General features: G+C 70.5%; 14 protein-coding genes. 6 read left to right on the top strand and 8 right to left on the bottom strand.

Features of this window, described 5'->3' with window-relative positions; translation table 11 throughout:
* Positions 1-76 precede the first annotated feature (76 nt).
* Positions 77-1,312 carry a GNAT family N-acetyltransferase gene (locus ACZ6MZ_RS19845; protein ID WP_469353289.1) on the top strand — a complete coding sequence of 412 codons (1,236 nt, stop codon included), beginning with the start codon at positions 77-79 and terminating at the stop codon, positions 1,310-1,312.
* Here the strand turns inward: ACZ6MZ_RS19845 and ACZ6MZ_RS19840 are convergent.
* Genes ACZ6MZ_RS19840 through ACZ6MZ_RS19830 form a run of 3 tightly spaced genes read right to left on the bottom strand, consistent with a single transcriptional unit; the run spans position 1,309 to position 4,156 of the window.
* A complete protein-coding gene (locus ACZ6MZ_RS19840; protein ID WP_469353287.1) occupies positions 1,309-2,190 on the bottom strand; it encodes a citryl-CoA lyase in 882 nt (293 codons plus the stop codon). The genes ACZ6MZ_RS19845 and ACZ6MZ_RS19840 overlap by 4 nt on opposite strands.
* Positions 2,187-3,398 carry a CaiB/BaiF CoA transferase family protein gene (locus ACZ6MZ_RS19835; RefSeq protein ID WP_469353285.1) on the bottom strand — a complete coding sequence of 404 codons (1,212 nt, stop codon included), beginning with the start codon at positions 3,396-3,398 and terminating at the stop codon, positions 2,187-2,189. The genes ACZ6MZ_RS19840 and ACZ6MZ_RS19835 overlap by 4 nt, the downstream gene beginning before the upstream one ends.
* Positions 3,395-4,156: an IclR family transcriptional regulator gene (locus ACZ6MZ_RS19830; RefSeq protein ID WP_469353283.1), complete on the bottom strand. Its 762-nt coding sequence runs from the start codon at positions 4,154-4,156 to the stop codon at positions 3,395-3,397. Before ACZ6MZ_RS19830 ends, ACZ6MZ_RS19835 begins: the two co-directional genes overlap by 4 nt.
* Before the next feature lie 157 nt (positions 4,157-4,313).
* Between ACZ6MZ_RS19830 and ACZ6MZ_RS19825 the strand changes: the two genes are divergently transcribed.
* Positions 4,314-5,693: an MFS transporter gene (locus ACZ6MZ_RS19825; RefSeq protein ID WP_389787897.1), complete on the top strand. Its 1,380-nt coding sequence runs from the start codon at positions 4,314-4,316 to the stop codon at positions 5,691-5,693.
* 33 nt (positions 5,694-5,726) lie between these two features.
* On the opposite strand, the gene ACZ6MZ_RS19820 is transcribed toward ACZ6MZ_RS19825, so the two are convergent.
* Both ACZ6MZ_RS19820 and ACZ6MZ_RS19815 read right to left on the bottom strand, forming a co-directional pair.
* A complete protein-coding gene (locus ACZ6MZ_RS19820) occupies positions 5,727-6,536 on the bottom strand; it encodes an Fpg/Nei family DNA glycosylase (RefSeq protein ID WP_469353281.1) in 810 nt (269 codons plus the stop codon).
* 73 nt (positions 6,537-6,609) lie between these two features.
* Positions 6,610-7,098 (bottom strand): ribose-5-phosphate isomerase, encoded by a 489-nt coding sequence (locus tag ACZ6MZ_RS19815; RefSeq protein ID WP_384333010.1) that lies wholly within the window; start codon positions 7,096-7,098, stop codon positions 6,610-6,612.
* A 172-nt stretch (positions 7,099-7,270) separates the two neighbouring features.
* Between ACZ6MZ_RS19815 and ACZ6MZ_RS19810 the strand changes: the two genes are divergently transcribed.
* Positions 7,271-8,752, top strand: coding sequence for an amino acid permease (locus ACZ6MZ_RS19810; RefSeq protein WP_469353279.1), 1,482 nt, complete (start codon positions 7,271-7,273; stop codon positions 8,750-8,752).
* 125 nt (positions 8,753-8,877) lie between these two features.
* Here ACZ6MZ_RS19810 and ACZ6MZ_RS19805 read toward each other — a convergent pair whose 3' ends face one another.
* Positions 8,878-9,462: a biotin transporter BioY gene (locus ACZ6MZ_RS19805; RefSeq protein WP_469353277.1), complete on the bottom strand. Its 585-nt coding sequence runs from the start codon at positions 9,460-9,462 to the stop codon at positions 8,878-8,880.
* A 212-nt stretch (positions 9,463-9,674) separates the two neighbouring features.
* On the opposite strand from ACZ6MZ_RS19805, the gene ACZ6MZ_RS19800 reads away from it, so the two are divergent.
* On the top strand, positions 9,675-10,316 hold the full coding sequence (locus ACZ6MZ_RS19800; protein ID WP_384188263.1) for a superoxide dismutase: 642 nt from the start codon (positions 9,675-9,677) through the stop codon (positions 10,314-10,316).
* A gap of 160 nt (positions 10,317-10,476) precedes the next feature.
* On the opposite strand, the gene ACZ6MZ_RS19795 is transcribed toward ACZ6MZ_RS19800, so the two are convergent.
* Positions 10,477-11,109: a mycothiol-dependent nitroreductase Rv2466c family protein gene (locus tag ACZ6MZ_RS19795; RefSeq protein ID WP_384188264.1), complete on the bottom strand. Its 633-nt coding sequence runs from the start codon at positions 11,107-11,109 to the stop codon at positions 10,477-10,479.
* Between the two features lie 160 nt (positions 11,110-11,269).
* Between ACZ6MZ_RS19795 and pepN the strand changes: the two genes are divergently transcribed.
* Positions 11,270-13,846 (top strand): aminopeptidase N, encoded by a 2,577-nt coding sequence (pepN, locus tag ACZ6MZ_RS19790; protein ID WP_469353274.1) that lies wholly within the window; start codon positions 11,270-11,272, stop codon positions 13,844-13,846.
* A gap of 134 nt (positions 13,847-13,980) precedes the next feature.
* Positions 13,981-15,141, top strand: coding sequence for a hypothetical protein (locus ACZ6MZ_RS19785; RefSeq protein WP_469353272.1), 1,161 nt, complete (start codon positions 13,981-13,983; stop codon positions 15,139-15,141).
* Positions 15,142-15,148: 7 nt separating this feature from the next.
* Here the strand turns inward: ACZ6MZ_RS19785 and ACZ6MZ_RS19780 are convergent, their stop codons facing one another.
* Positions 15,149-16,330 carry a serine hydrolase domain-containing protein gene (locus ACZ6MZ_RS19780; RefSeq protein ID WP_469353270.1) on the bottom strand — a complete coding sequence of 394 codons (1,182 nt, stop codon included), beginning with the start codon at positions 16,328-16,330 and terminating at the stop codon, positions 15,149-15,151.
* Positions 16,331-16,567 lie beyond the last annotated feature (237 nt).

Here is a 16,567-nt window from a genome sequence, read left to right as displayed (position 1 = left end):
CGTGCAGGGGGGACCCCCGTGACAATGCGTTCGAAATCGGGTCGCTTGCTCGACGCGGCCCTGGTACTCATGGCACATGACGACTGATCTACGGGTGCTGGACGCGTCCGAATGGGACCGCTGGTACGGGGCGTTGGAGCTCGCGTTCGGTGGTGTGGCCCAGTCGGACGGGGCGCACGCGCTGTGGCGGGAGCTGACCGAGTGCGAGCGCTCGGTCGGTGTCTGGGACGGGGACGAGTGCGTCGGCACCGCGGGGGCGTTCAGCTTCCGGCTGTCGGTGCCCGGTGGCGCGCTGGTGCCCACGGCCGGTGTGACGATGGTGAGCGTGGCGGCCACGCACCGGCGGCGCGGGATCCTCACGTCGATGATGCGGCGCCAGCTCGATGAGGTCCGGGCCCTGGGCGAACCGCTCGCCGTGCTGACGGCGTCCGAGCCGGTGATCTACGGACGGTTCGGTTACGGCATCGCGACCCAGCAGCTCTCGGCGGAGATCGACACGAGCCGGGTGCGGATCGCGGTGCCCGAGGGGGCCGACGATGTACGCATACGTCGGGTGACCCCGGATGACCGGGCTGTACGGGACGCGTGCGAGGCGGTGTACGCCAAGGACGTCGCGGGACGGCCGGGGATGGTCGCCCGCCCGCCGGGCTGGGAGCGGCTGCCCGTCGTCGACGCCGACCAGGAGAAGGACGGCATGTCGCCGCTCCAGTGTGTCCTGGCGGAGCGGCATGGCGAGGTCGTGGGATTCGCGCTCTTCCGCAACAAGCCGGAGTGGGACAGTTCGGGCCCCAAGGGCACGATCGAGCTGCTGGACGTGCACGCGCCCGACCCGGTGGCGTACGCGGCGCTCTGGCGTTTTCTCTTCGACATCGATCTGACCTCGACGGTCCGGGCGCGCAACCGGCCCGCCGACGATCCGTTCCAGTATCTGGTCTCCGACGTCCGGCGGTGCGGGATGCGGCTGCGGGACTCGCTGCATCTGCGGCCGGTGGAGGTGGGGGCCGCGCTCGCGGCGCGTACGTACCGGGCGCCGGTGGATGTGGCGTTCGAGGTCGAGGACACCTTCTGCCCCTGGAACGAGGGACGTTGGCGGCTCAGCGGCGACGCCAAGGGCGCGTCCTGCGAGCGCACCCGCGACACGCCCGATCTGGCGCTCTCCGTCAGGGAGTTGGGCGCCGCCTATCTGGGCGGGGTGTCCCTGGCCGCGCTGGCGCGCGCGGGCCGGGTCCGGGAGCTGCGCCCCGGGGCGCTGGCGGAGGCGTCGGTCGCCTTCGCGTCGGACGTCGCACCCTGGCTGCCGCACGGCTTCTAGGCAGGAGAGCCAGGGGAGTCCGGGGAGTCCGGGGACATATGGTCGCGCGCCGGTTTGCCGTGATATCCCGCGAGAAGCGGCTTCGGCAGCGGTCCCTTGATGCGCGCCCCGCCCTCGTACTCCTCCCACGCGTGCGCCAGGATTCCCACGCTCCGGGACAGGACGAACAGGCCCCTGCCCAGCTCGGCCGGGAAACCCAGCTCGGCGTAGACGATCGCGGTGGCGCCGTCGATGTTCATCGGAACCGGTTTCGTACGCCCACGGGCCAGCGATTCCTCCAGTGCGAGGCCGGCCGCCAGGGCGCGGCCGGGGACCTCGCCCGCGTCGACGGCTCCCCGCACCAGCGCCAGCAGGGGATCCCGGCGCGGATCGCGGGGATGGAAGCGGTGTCCGAAGCCGGGGACGTACGCCCCACGGGCTCGGCACCCGGCGACCACCGCGTCCGCGGACTCCCCCTCGACGATCCGGGCCAGTACCTCCATGCACTGCTGGCCCGCTCCCCCGTGGGTGTCGCCGAGCAGCCCCGTACCTGTCGCCACCGCGCTGTTGAGACCGACCCCGCAGGTCGCCGCCATCCGGGCCGCGGCGATGGACGGCGCCTGCGGGCCATGGTCGACGGCAGCGACGAGCGCCGCCTCAAGGAGCCGTCCTTGTCCTGGGGTCGGCAACTCTCCGCGCAGCATCAGCCAGATCTGCTCCGCGAATGTGATTCGCCCGACCAGCTGTTCGACGGGATAGCCGCGCAGCAGGATCTCTCCCGGTCGGATGCGGCTGACGGCCGTGGACCACCAGGCGGTCACCGCGTCCTCCGTCACCGTCGAACTCTCCGTCACCGCTGTACCCGTCCCGCCGTCGGCTGTCGCGTCCTTCAGGCTCATATCGCCCCGCGCTTCCTCAAGTCGTCGATCTCCCTTTTCCCGTAGCCGAGCTCGCCCAGTACCTCGTCGGTGTGCTGGCCGAGCAGCGGCGGTGGCGACGCCGGGCCGACCGCCTCGCCGTCCACCCGGACGGGACTACCCAGTACGGCCAGCGCCCGTTCCCGTCCACCGGGGAACGGCAGTCTGCGGATGAAATCCCGGGCCGCCAGCTGCTCCAGCTCCAGCGCGTCGGGCACCGAGAGCACCCGGGCCGCGGGGACACCCGCGTCGGAAAGGACGTCCTCCCACTCCTTGGCGGTCCGCAGCGCCAGCCCTTCTTCCACCTCGGCACGCAGCTGCTCGCGGTGCGCCTTGCGGTCGGCGGGATGACTGAAGCGCGCGTCCTCGATCAATTCCTCCCGGCCGATCAGACGGCACAGAGTGGCGAACTGCTGCTGCCGGTTGGCCGCGATGTTGAGGTGCCCGTCCGCGGTGCGGAAGGTTCCGGACGGGGCCGCGGTGAAGTTCTCGTTGCCCATCGGCTGCGGACTGCGGCCCGTGATGAGGTAGTTGGAGGTGACCCAGCCCATCGCGGTGAGAGCGGCCTCCAGCATCGACACGTCGAGGAACGCGCCCTCGCCGCTGCGGCCTCGGCGTACCAGCGCGGCCGCGATGGCGTAGGCGGCGGCCATGCCGCCGAGTGTGTCCGCGACCGGGAACCCGGCGCGCAGCGGTGCGGCCTCCGGTGTGCCGGTGACGCTCATCATGCCGCTCAGGCCCTGCACGATCTGGTCGTACGCGGGGCGGGCGCGCATCGGTCCGGTCTGCCCGAAGCCGGAGATGGCGCAGTAGACCAGCCCCGGGTTCTCGGTGCGCAGCACGTCCCAGCCGACGCCGAGGCGGTCCATCACTCCGGGCCGGAAATTCTCGACCAGTACGTCCGACGCGCGTACGGCACGCAACAGCGCCTCGCGGCCGGCCTGGTCCTTCAGATTCAGCGTGAGGGACCGCTTGCCCGCGTTCTGGGCGAGGAAGGACGCTCCGAGGAGGTTGTCACTCAGCTCCCGGTCGGCGCCCAGCTGCCGCGCCAGATCGCCCGATTCGGGTATCTCGATCTTGAGGACGTCCGCGCCCTGGAGGGCGAGTTGATAGCCGGCGAAGGGGCCCGCGAGCACGTTGGTCAGGTCGAGGACGCGTATGCCGTCGAGGAGGGGGCCGGGGGTGCTCAATGGGACGCACCCCCCACGCAGTCGAGCGCGGTGAGCGCGCGGGCCGCCTCGACAAGGGGCCCGGAGAACGCGGCGACAGCCTGCTCGGTGAAGCGGGCGGTGGGGCCGCCCAGCGCGATGGCGGCGGCCACCCGGCCGGCCCTGTCGAATACGGGCGCGGCCACGCCCGATACGCCCGCCTCACGCTCTCCGTGGCTGACGGACCAGCCGTTGACCGCCGCCCGCTGCGCCCGCTCCCAGAGAACGCGCGGCCAGTCCTCGTGCGGGGCCGCGGCCGCGACCGCCTCGACATCGGCGCGTTCGGCACGGGAGAGCAGGACATGGCTCGACGCGCCTGACCACAGGGGCATCTCCTCCCCCACACGCACCACGTGCCGCAGCGTGCGGGTGCCCTCGTGCCGGGCGACGCAGACACGGGCGCCCTGCTGGAGGACGTACAGGTGCACCGCCTCGCCACCGCTCACCACGCTCAGCTCCTTCAGCAGCGCGAGAGCGGACTCGGGCAGTTGCCAGGTGGTGCGGGCCAGTTCCGCCCAGCGGAGCAGGCCGGGCCCCGGGACCGTCCGGCCGTCGCTGCGGCTCCACAGCAGACCGCACTGCTCCAGGGTGTGGACGAGCCGTACGACGGTCGTTTTGGCGAGACCGGTCGCGTCGACCAGCTCGCGAACGGTACGGCTGGGGTGCTCGGCGTCGTACAGCGCGAGCAGCTCCACAGCGCGCTGCACACTGCGGACGCCGCCCGCGTCGGGCTCGGGCATGGGGTCCTCCTGCGGTCGAGAGTCATGAGAAAAGGTCGCCGCCGACCCCTTGCCAGGGGGTGGGCACCTCCATAACATCACCGAACCATTCTGCAGCACAAGAGAACCACCTGATGGTACTGGGTGGTTGGCCCGAAGGTGACGAAGGAGTCCCCCGATGAGTTCCGTGAGCGAAGTGCCAAGCAAAAGACCGCTGTTCCAGCCGAAGGTCGCTCTCGCGGCGGTCTTCGGCACCACCGTGGAGTGGTACGACTTCGCCCTCTACGGCACCGCGGCAGCCCTGGTCTTCAACAAGGTCTACTTCCCCGACAGCGATCCGCTGGTCGGCACGGTCCTGGCGTACGGCACCTTCGCCATCGGCTTTCTCGCACGGCCGCTCGGCGGCGCGTACTTCGGCGAGAAGGGCGACACGAAGGGACGCAAGCATGTCCTGGTCGTGACGCTGCTGCTGATGGGCCTGGCGACGACGGCGATCGGACTGCTGCCGACCTATGGCCAGATAGGTGTGGCCGCCCCCGTCCTGCTCACGGCGCTGCGCTTCGTGCAGGGCTTCGCGGCCGGCGGCGAGAAGACCGGTGCGCTGATCATTCTCTTCGAGAACGCGCCGCCCAAGTGGCGTGGCTTCCTCACGTCGCTGCCCGCGATCGGCACCGGTACGGGAACACTGCTGTCCACCGGGGCCTTCGCTCTCGCCACCGGCCTGCTGTCGGAGGACGCCTTCCTCTCGTGGGGGTGGCGGTTGCCCTTCCTGGCCAGCGCCGTGCTGACCTTCTTCGGACTGTGGGTGCGCCGCTCGCTCGAGGAGACCGCGGAGTTCAAGCGGGCGGGCGTCACGGTGAACGAAGAGCGCCGCTCACCGCGTGAACGGATCGCGCAGAGCCGCGTCGTGGAGGCGTGGCGCCGCTACCCGAAGCAGATGGTGATCGTCATCTGCGCCGGTGCGGGCGAGAACGCCGGGTACTACATCTTCGGCACCTTCTCGGTGACGTACGCCGAGGACCGCGGCCTGCCCACCTCGGCACTGCTCAGCGGCATCGCCCTCGCGGCGGCCGTGAAACTCGTGACGGTGCCGGCTTTCGGCGCCCTCTCCGACCGCGTCGGGCGCCGGCCCGTCTCGATCGGCGGGGCGCTGGTACTCCTCGCCTCCGCCTGGCCGTTCTTCAAACTGATCGACGGCGGACAGACCTGGGAGATCTGGCTGGCCCTGCTGGTCACGCTGGGCATCGGGCAGTCCGCGATCCTCGGCTCACAGCCCGCGTTCTTCGCGGAACTCTTCGACACCACCGTGCGATTCAGCGCGGTGGGCGTCGCGAACAACATCGGCACGGTCCTCACCGGGGGGCTCGCACCGCTCCTCGCCGCGTCACTGCTGCTCTGGTTCGACCACAGCGTCACCGGCGTCGTGGTCTTCATCGCCCTGATGAGCGGGCTCACGGCGGTCACGGTGGCCCTGGCCAAGGAGACTCGTCACATCGAACCCAAACCCGAACCCGCCCCCGCCGATCACATCCGTGTCAAGGAACTGTCGTCGGAGTGATCGTGCGCACCAACTGACCCCCGGGAAAGGGCCTTAGCGGCGCTGGCAGCCGGGGCACCAGAACAGGTTGCGGGCGGCGAGGGGCGCGGTGCGGATCTCGGCGCCGCACAGATGGCAGGGCATGGCGGCCCGGCGGTAGACATAGACCTCGCCGCCGTGGTCGTCGACGCGCGGCGGACGGCCCATCTCCTCGGGGGTGTGCTCGGGACGGACGGTGTCGATGCGGTTGTTCCGTACGCCCTCGCGCATCAGGGCCACCAGATCCGCCCAGATCGCGTCCCACTCGCGGCGGGTGAGGTCCTTGCCCGCGCGGTAGGGATCGATGCCGTGCCGGAAGAGGACTTCGGCGCGGTAGACATTGCCGACGCCCGCGATGACCTTCTGGTCCATGAGCAGCGCGGCGATGGTCGTACGGGAGCGGGAGATCCGCGCCCAGGCCTGCTCGCCGTCGTCCTCGGGGCGCAGCGGGTCCTGGCCCAGGCGCTCGTGTATCGCCTGCTTCTCCGGGTCGGTGATCAGGGCGCAGGTGGTGGGGCCGCGCAGATCCATGTACGCCGTGCCCGAGGCGAGCCGCAGCCGGACCGTGTCCGTGGGCGGCGGGGCCGGTGCGTCGCCGAAGCCGACCTTGCCGAAGAGGCCGAGGTGGATATGGATCCAGCCGGAGTCTCCGAAGCCGAGCAGGAGGTGCTTGCCGTGGGCCTCGGTCTCGGCCAGCACCCGTCCGTCGAGGAGGACGGCGCTGCCGGAGAACTTGCCCTGCGGGCTGCTGACCCGTACCGGCCGGCCGGCGAAGCGGTCGTGGTGGTCCGCGGCGAGGCGGTGGATCGTATGCCCCTCGGGCACGGTGTCTCCCTGAAATCACAGCTGTGCCGCCGGGCGGGCCCGGCGGCACGGACGTGCGGTGCGATCCGGTCGGTCAGTCCTGCTGCGGGTGGTGCGCCGGAATGGGCGGCAGCTCGTGGGTCGCCTCGTAGTCCGTGAGCATCTCGATACGGCGTGAGTGACGCTCCGCGCCGGAGTACGGCGTCTTCAGGAAGACCTCGATGAAGGAGACGGCCTCCTCGCGGGTGTGCATCCGGCCGCCGACGGAGATGACGTTCGCGTTGTTGTGCTCGCGGCCGAGCTCCGCCGTCTCCTCACTCCAGGCGAGGACGGCCCGTACACCCTTGACCTTGTTCGCGGCGATCTGCTCGCCGTTGCCGGAACCGCCGATCACGACGCCGAGGCTGCCGGGGTCCGCGGCCGTCCGCTCAGCGGCGCGGAGGCAGAACGGGGGGTAGTCGTCCTGGGCGTCATAGATGTGGGGCCCGCAGTCGACGGGCTCGTAGCCGTGGGCCGTGAGCCACTCGACCAGATGGTTCTTGAGTTCGAAGCCGGCATGGTCGGAACCGAGATACACGCGCATGGACCGAAGTGTGGCACGCGCGTCGCCGGGTAGCGGTCAGCGGGTCGGGGCTCCGCATCGGGGCCACCGGTGTTTCACCAGTATTCGAAGCAGGCCCTTCCGCCGTGGGCGGCCTGGCGTTTAAATGCGGGGGCTCATCAGCCGAGCTCGTCGCGGATGTAAGGATTCCTGCATGACCTCCCTTCCTACCCCCACTAAGGAAGGCGGAGACCCCGGCGTACCTGGGAATCCGCAGTCCCCCGACGGCCTTCAGGCCGGGCTCAAGAACCGCCATCTGTCCATGATCGCGATCGGTGGTGTGATCGGCGCCGGGCTGTTCGTCGGTTCCGGATCGGGCATCGCCGCCGCGGGCCCCGCCATCCTGCTGTCGTACGCACTGGTCGGCCTGATGGTCGTGCTCGTGATGCGGATGCTGGGCGAGATGGCCGCGGCGCAGCCCACGTCCGGGTCCTTCTCGGCCTACGCGGACCGTGCGCTGGGCCGATGGGCCGGATTCTCGATCGGCTGGCTCTACTGGTTCTTCTGGGTGGTCGTCCTCGCGGTCGAGGCGACCGCGGGCGCGGTGATCCTGGAGGGCTGGGTACCGGCCGTGCCGCAGTGGGCGTGGGCGCTGATCGTGATGGTCGTCCTGACCGCGACGAACCTCGCGTCCGTGGCGTCGTACGGCGAGTTCGAGTTCTGGTTCGCCGGCATCAAGGTGGTGGCCATCGCGGCGTTCGTCGTCATCGGCCTGCTCGCCGTCTTCGGCGTGCTGCCGGGCTCCGACAACCCGGGCGCCGGCTTCGCGCATCTCACCGACTCCGGCGGATTCCTGCCCAAGGGACCGGGCGCGATCCTGACCGGTGTGCTGATGGTTGTCTTCTCCTTCATGGGCAGCGAGATCGTCACGCTCGCCGCCGGGGAGTCCTCGAACCCGCAGCGGGCCGTCGCCAAGGCCACCAACAGTGTGATCTGGCGGATCGCCGTCTTCTACCTGGGCTCGATCTTCATCGTGCTGACGCTGCTCCCCTGGAACGACCCGTCGATCGCCAAGGACGGCTCGTACGTCGCGGCCCTGAACTCGATCGGGATCCCGCACGCCGGACAGATCATGAACGTCATCGTGCTGACGGCCGTCCTGTCCTGTCTGAACTCCGGCCTCTACACCGCGTCGCGGATGGCCTTCTCGCTCGGCCGGCGCGGGGACGCGCCCAGGGCCTTCGCGCGGACGAACGCGCGGGGTGTGCCGCGGGCCGCGATCCTGTCGTCCGTCCTCTTCGGCTTCGTCGCCGTCTTCTTCAACTACAAGTGGCCGGACACGGTCTTCGCGTTCCTGCTGAACTCGTCGGGCGCCGTGGCGCTGTTCGTCTGGCTGGTCATCTGCTTCACGCAGCTGCGGATGCGCGGGATCATCCTGCGCGAGGCGCCGGAGAAGCTGGTCGTACGGATGTGGCTCTTCCCGTATCTGACCTGGGCGACGATCGCGATGATCTCGTTCGTCCTGGTCTACATGCTCACCGATGACACCGGGCGGGAGCAGGTGCTGCTGTCGCTGCTGGTGGCGGCGGTCGTGATCGCCATCGCGCTGGTGCGCGAGGCGCGGCAGCGGCGGACGGCGAGCGACATCCCCGACGAGATCCCCGTAGGGGCGGCACGGGACGAGATCAATACCTGACCGAAGCCGTCAGGTGGCGCCGTGAGGCTCTCCGTACGCACCGGGTGGACCCCCACCGGGCGAAACGGGGAGCCTCACGCATGTCCGGCACGCATGTCCGGACGCTTTCACCAGGGACGACGGCATCAGCCGCGGCGGCCGACGAGCTTCCAGGCGGCGGGCAGTGCGCCCATCGCAAGGGCCGCCTTGAGGGCGTCGCCCAGGAGGAAGGGCACCAGGCCGGCGGTGACCGCGGCGCTCAGCGACATTCCGGTGGCCACCGCCAAGTAGGGGACGCCGACCGCGTAGATGACCACGGAGCCCAGCACCATCGTGCCCGCCGTGCGCGGTACGGAACGGTCGCCGCCGCGGCGGGCCAGCGCGCCCACCACCGTGGCGGCGAGCAGCATGCCGAGGACATAGCCGAAGGAGGCGCCGCCGGGTCCTGAGGATCCCGCGGAGAACCACGGCATCCCGACCATGCCGACCAGGGTGTAGACGGCGAGGGACAGGAAGCCGCGGCGGGCGCCGAGCGCGGTGCCGACGAGCAGCGCGGCGAAGGTCTGGCCGGTGACCGGCACCGGGGAGCCGGGGACGGGTACGGAGAGCTGCGCCGCGAGGCCGGTAAGCACGGCGCCGCCGACGACCAGGGCTATGTCCCGGGTGCGGGTGGCGGGCAGCAGATCGGCGAGGACCGCTCCGGTACGAGGGGCTGCGGCAGCAGTACTCATGGGGTCTCCGCGGGTAGAGAGGGCAATTCGGGACAGCCCGACGTTAGCCCACCACACCGGCCCGGATCACCGTCAGTCGCCCACAAACCGGAGGTCAGGGCGTTGTCGGGGGTGGCACATGGGGCGGGGTGTCATGAGGAGCACGGCCGCCCTCTTGCTGTTAGCGTGCACTTGCATAAGATGTGCAACAAGAGGCCGGAGGGCTCGGACACATGGCCACGTACACGCTTCCTGAACTTCCTTACGACTACGCGGCGCTCGAACCGGTTATCAACCCGCAGATCATCGAGCTGCACCACGACAAGCACCACGCGGCCTACGTCAAGGGCGCCAACGACACCCTCGACCAGCTCGCGGAAGCGCGCGACAAGGAGTCCTGGGGCGCGATCAACGGCCTGGAGAAGAGCCTCGCGTTCCATCTCTCCGGCCACATCCTGCACTCGATCTACTGGCACAACATGACCGGGGACGGGGGCGGCGAGCCGCTGGCTGCGGACGGTGTGGGCGAGCTGGCGGACGCCATCGCCGCGTCCTTCGGCTCCTTCACCGGCTTCAAGTCGCAGCTGACCAAGGCTGCCGCGACCACCCAGGGCTCGGGCTGGGGTGTCCTCGCGTACGAGCCGGTGAGCGCCCGGCTGATCGTCGAGCAGGTCTACGACCACCAGGGCAACGTCGGCCAGGGCTCGGTCCCGATCCTGGTCTTCGACGCCTGGGAGCACGCCTTCTATCTCCAGTACAAGAACCAGAAGGTGGACTTCATCGACGCGATGTGGGAGGTCGTCAACTGGCAGGACGTCGCCAAGCGCTACGCCTCCGCCAAGGAGCGGGCGAACAATCTGCTGCTCGCTCCGTAGGAAGGCACCGCTACAAGGGACCGCCACACGTCCTGCTCGTGATCGTCTTCTCACCCTTCACGTGCGGGCGGAATGACGAAGGACCCCCGCGAGGACATGACTCGCGGGGGTCCTTCTGTCAGCCACTCGAACTGTCAGCCACTCGAAGCCGGAGCCTCGGTCAGTCGAAGATGGGGCCCTGGGTGCGGGTCCGCTTGATCTCGTAGAAACCGGGTATCGACGCGACCATCAGCGTGCCGTCCCAGAGCTTCGCCGCCTCTTCGCCCTTGGGCGCCGGGGTGACGACCGGGCCGAAGAAGGCGATCTGCTCGCCGTCCGCGCCCGGGACGGCGATGACCGGGGTGCCGACCTCCTGGCCGACCTTGTCGATGCCCTCCTTGTGGGAGGCGCGCAGCTCGGTGTCGTACGCGTCGGAGTCGACGTAGTCGATCAGGTCCGCGGGCAGTCCGACCTCGTCCAGGGCGGCGGAGATCGCCTCGCGCGTCGGGCCCTCGCCCTGGTTGTGGAAGTGGGTGCCGAGCGCGGTGTACAGCTTGCCGACGACCTCGTCGCCGTACTTCTGCTGGGCGGCGATGACCACCCGGACCGGGCCCCAGGCCTTGTTCGCGAGCATGTCGCGGTATTCCTCGGGCAGCTCGTCGATCCGGGGCTCATTGAGGACGGCCAGGCTCATCACATGCCAGCGCACCTCGATGTCGCGGACCTTCTCCACTTCGAGGACCCAGCGGGACGTCATCCACGCCCAGGGGCACAGCGGGTCGAACCAGAAGTCGACGGGGGTCTTCTCGGACATGACTCTCCTCATTACGGGCTGCGGACGACGAGCTGCGGACGCACCTGCCCGGAGCAACGTCACGGACCGCCGACGGCATTCCCTGATGCCGTACGTCAGTGGCACATGCGAGGATCGTTCGGGTTTCGAACGAGCCACAAGGCAAGCCGAAGGAGTGACCGTGCCCGGTGAGAATCTGTCCCGTGACGAGGCGGGCGAGCGGGCGGGCCTGCTGTCCGTAGACAGGTACGAGATCGCCCTCGACCTGCGCTCGGCCGTGGGTGAGGCGCCGGACGGGCCGCGGACCTTCCGCTCGCTGACGACGATCCGGTTCCGCGCCACGGAGCCGGGGGCGGCCACCTTCGCCGACCTGATCGCGCCGAGCGTGACCGCGGTGACGCTGAACGGGCGGGAGCTGGACCCCGCCGCGGTGTTCGACGGCTCGCGAATCGCGCTGGACGGCCTCCAGGCGGAGAACGTGCTGGTCGTGGACGCGCAGTGCGCGTACAGCCGTACCGGCGAGGGCATGCACCGCTTCGTCGACCCGGAGGACGGCGAGGTCTACCTCTACACGCAGTACGAGCCGGCCGACGCCCGCCGCGTCTTCGCCAACTTCGAGCAGCCGGACCTCAAGGCCCCGTACACCTTCCAGGTGACCGCGCCGGAGGGCTGGCAGGCCTGGAGCAACGGCGTGGGCACGCTCACCGACGGGGTGTGGCACTTCGCGGAGACGAAGCCGATCTCGACGTACATCACGACCGTCCTGGCGGGGCCGTACCACTACGTGACGGACTCCTACCGCCGTACGTTCGACGACGGCACGGTGCTGGAGATCCCGCTCGGCGCGATGTGCCGCAAGGGGCTCGCCCGGCACTTCGACGCGGACGACGTCTTCCTGATCACCAAGCAGGGCCTGGACTTCTTCCACGACCACTTCGACTACCCGTACCCCTTCGGGAAGTACGACCAGGCCTTCGTGCCCGAGTACAACTTGGGCGCGATGGAGAACCCGGGCCTGGTGACCTTCCGCGAGGAGTACATCTTCCGCGGCAATGTGACGCAGGCGTCGTACGAGCGCCGGGCGAACGTCATCCTGCACGAGATGGCGCACATGTGGTTCGGCGACCTGGTCACCATGCAGTGGTGGGACGACCTGTGGCTGAAGGAGTCTTTCGCGGACTTCATGGGGTGCTTCTCGATGGTGGAGGCCACCCGCTTCACCAACGGCTGGATCACCTTCGCCAACAACCGCAAGGCCTGGGCCTACCGCGCCGACCAGCTGCCGTCCACCCACCCGATCACGGCCGACATCCGTGATTTGGAGGACGCCAAGCTGAACTTCGACGGCATCACGTACGCCAAGGGCGCGTCGGTGCTGAAGCAGCTCGTCGCGTACGTCGGCAGGGACGCCTTCCTGGAGGGCGCCCGGCGCTACTTCAAGCGGCACGCGTACGGGAACACCCGGCTGGGCGATCTGCTCTCCGTACTGGAGGAGACGTCCGGGCGGGACATGACGGGCTGGTCGCGGTCCTGGCTACAGACCGCCGGGGTCAACTCCCTCACCCCGCAGGTCCTCTACGACGCCCAGGACCGGATCACCGAGCTGGCCGTGGTGCAGGACGCGCCCGAGTCCCACCCGGAACTGCGCCCGCACCGGGTGGCCATCGGGCTGTACCGGCGCACGCCCGACGGCGCGCTGGAGCGGTTCGCGCGGGCCGAGACGGACGTCGCCGGGCCGCGTACGGTCGTGACGGAGCTGGCCGGGGCCGAACGGCCGGAGCTCGTACTCGTCAATGATGACGATCTGACGTACTGCAAGATCCGTTTCGACACGGGCTCGCTGGACACCCTGCGCGCGCGTCTCGGTGATCTCACCGACCCGCTCGCGCGCGCCCTGTGCTGGTCGGCGCTGTGGAACCTCACGCGGGACGCGCTCATGCCGGCCAGGGACTTCATCGCTCTGGTGCTCACCCACGCGGGCCGCGAGACGGACATCGGTGTGCTCCAGATGCTGCACGCCTGGGCGCGGTCGGCGCTCACCCACTACGCGGCGCCGCAGTGGCGCGAGGAGGGCGGGCGGCTGCTCGCCGAGGGTGCGCTGCGTGAGCTGCGGACCGCCGAGCCCGGCGGCCAGCACCAGCTGACGTGGGCCCGCTTCTTCGCGGCGGTCGCGTCGAGGGACGCCGACTTCCAGCTGCTGCACGGGCTGCTGGACGGTACGGCGAAGATCGACGGTCTTGAGGTCGACCAGGAGCTGCGCTGGGCCTTCCTGGAGCCGCTGGCCGCGCACGGCATCGCGGACGAGTCCGTGATCGGGGCGGAGCTGGCGCGTGACGACACGGCGTCGGGCAAGCGCCACCAGGTGCGCTGTCTGGCGGCCCGGCCGTCCGCCGCGGTCAAGGCGCAGGCCTGGGCGCAGGTCGTCGAGTCGGACGCGCTGTCGAACGCGCTGGTCGAGGCGACGATCTCGGGCTTCGTCCAGCCGGGTCAGCGGGGACTGCTCGCGCCGTACGCCGCCACCTACTTCGAGGTGATCGAGCGGGTGTGGGCGGACCGTTCGATCCAGATCGGCATGGTTGTGGTGCGGGGCCTGTTCCCGGGGCTCCAGGACGACCGGTCCACCCTGGAGGCGACGGAGTCCTGGCTCGGTACGCACCCGGACGCGGCTCCGGCGCTGCGCAGGCTCGTGCTGGAGGCGGGGGACGATCTGGCGCGGGCGCTGCGCGGGCAGGACTGCGACCGGGCGGCGGCCGGCTGAGCCATCCGGGCGACGGCCGAATGGCTGACTGATCGGCAGCCGAACGCCCATACTTTAGGGCGAGCTTGTCCGCTTTTGTCGACGAACGTGTAACAGAGGTTGAGAGCGGCCGGGGCAGGGGCAGACCCCGGGACATGAACAACAACACCCCGGTGTCCCCCCGCCCCCTCAGTCATCTCTCCGACGATGTGCAGCGCCGGGTGCTCTCGCTCGCGCAGCTGCGGGAGCACGGCGTACCGGCCGGCCGGGCGGCCGCCCAGTGCCGGGCCGGTGGCCCCTGGCAGCAACTGCTGCCGGGGGTCTTTCTGTTGCACGCGGAGCCGCCGACCAGCGAGGAGCGGCTGCACGCGGCGCTGCTGTACGCGGGGCGGCCGAGCGTGGAGGGCGGCGGGGAAATGCCGGAGCAGACCGGCCCTGCCACGTCCCGGTCCGTGCCGGCGCCGCCTGCGCAGCCGACGCCCCCGGCGGCTTCCCCGGCCGCCTCCCCGGCCCCGGTCGCGGGCCCGGTCGCGGCACCGGTCGCGGCCCCGGTCGCGTTCGGCGCGGTGATGATCACCGGTCTGGCGGCGCTGGCGCTGTACGGATTCTCGTCCACTCCCCCGCTGGCCACCCTGGAGCAGATCGATGTGCTCGTGCCGCGCACCCGCCGGCTGCGGTCCACGGGATGCGCCCGGCTGATCCGCGCCCACGCCCTGCCGCGGCCCGAGCAGATCACCGGCCTGCCGGTGGCGCCGGCGGCGCGTGCGGTGGCCGACGCGGTCGCCGAGCTGTCGGACGCGGCGCTCGTACGCGCGCTGCTGACCGAGGCGGTACGCGGCGGGCACTGCGAACCGGCCGCGGTGGTACGGGAGCTGAGCCAGGCCAGACTGCTGACCCGGCCGTTCGTGGTGGACGCGGTGGACGCGCTGCTCGCCGAGGGCCGGACGCTGTCCGAGGGACGGCTGTACGAGATGGTGCGGACGTACGGACTGGCCGAGCCGTTCTGGAACGTCGATCTGCGGCTGCCGGACGGACCGCATCTGGGCGGTGTGGACGCCTACTGGCCGGAGCAGGCGGTCGCCGTCGAGCTGGACACCCGGACGCCCCGGCAGGGCGGCCGGCCCGAGGACGACGAGCTGTGGTCGGAGTGCGCCCGCAAGCGGGAGCACCTGGAGCGGCTGGGCATCACGGTCGTCCACCTGACGCCCAGGAAACTGCGGGAGTCGATGGAGCAGCAGGCAGCGGTGGTCCGTACGGCCCTGATGGCGGCGGACGACCGTGATCCGGCGGCGTATGTGGCCGTCCTGCCCAGATGAGGCGCTGTCAGCCGCAGAACTCGGCTTCGACGACCTTCGCGGTGTCGCCCGCCGCGTCGGAGTTGAAGGTGAAGGTGAGCGAGTGGGCTCCGTCCGCGGTCGTCGCGGCGACCGACGCGGAACCGCGGATGCTGCCGCTGTGGCCCCAGATCTCCGTGCCACAGGGCAGTTTCTGCCACATCAGACCGAGGCCGTAGCCATAGCCGGGCAGCTGCGCGCCCAGCGGGACCGTGGTCATCATCTCCTTGAGCTGGCGCTCGGGCAGCAGCTCACCCGTGAGCAGCGCGCCGTAGAAGCGTTGCAGATCGGCGGAGTTGGAGATCATCGCGCCGGACGCGCCCGCGACCGTCGGATTGATCTCGGTGACGTCATGGAGCGCCGCCGCCGGATCCGGGTCGAGGAGTGTGGAGTAGGCGCGGCCGGAAGGCCGTGGCATCCGGGCATCGGTGCCCGGCACGCTGGTGGCCCGCAGGCGCAGCGGGCGCAGGATGCGGCGCTCGATCTCCGTGGCGTACGAGCGGCCGGTCACCTTCTCCACGATCATCCCGGCGAGCAGGTAGTTGGTGTTGGAGTAGTTCCAGCTCGCGCCGGGGGTGAAGTCGGGCCGGTGGCTCATGGCGAGCGCGACCAGCCGCTGGGGCCGCCAGGTGTCGTACCGGTGCTCGAAGAAGCCGTCGCCGGCGACCTGCTGCCGGAATTCCTGGTCCGCGGTGTAGTTGTAGATCCCGCTGGTGTGGTTCAGCAGTTGGCGGACGGTGACCGTGCGCCCGTCGTGGCCGTTGCCGCGCACCACCCCGGGCAGCCACGCGTCGACGGTGTCGTCCAGGCCGATACGGCCCTCGGCCGACAGCTGGAGGAGCACTGTGGCGACGAAGGTCTTGGTGAGGGAGCCGACGCGGTAGCGGTCCTGGGGCAGGCGCGCGCGGCCGGTGGTCAGGTCCGCGACCCCGGCGGCGCCGGTCCAGCCGCCGTCGCGGTCCCGCACCCGGGCCATCGCCCCGGGCACCCCCTCCTCGACGGCGGCGTCGAGCGCCCGCTGCGTGGCGCGGTGGCCGGTTCTTCCGTCTTCGCCCGCCGGGACGGCCCGGGCGGGGCTGACGAGCGCGGTGCTCGCGACGGCCGCCGCCGCGAGCGCTCCCGTCCACGCGACCAGGGCCGAGCGGGCCGAGCGAGTCGTACGTACTGCCATGTGAACTCCCCTGTCAGCTAATGCGGTCGCCGGACAGACGCCCGTAACGCGTCCGAAGTTCTCTCCCGGACCACACGATGCGGACGGCGTGGGCGGCCGCGTGCCGCTCCGAGAGGGCCCGCACGTGCCGGACTTCGCGGATATCGACCGATTGGTCCTCGGTGGCGCACCGGCCGCGCTGGCGGATGTCCGCCATGACCGAATCCCGACCCTGACAACCCTCCACAAACCCCTGCC

The sequence above is a fragment of the Streptomyces sp. NPDC042201 genome, assembly GCF_055582185.1.
This window is presented reverse-complemented; position numbering and strand designations above follow the sequence as displayed.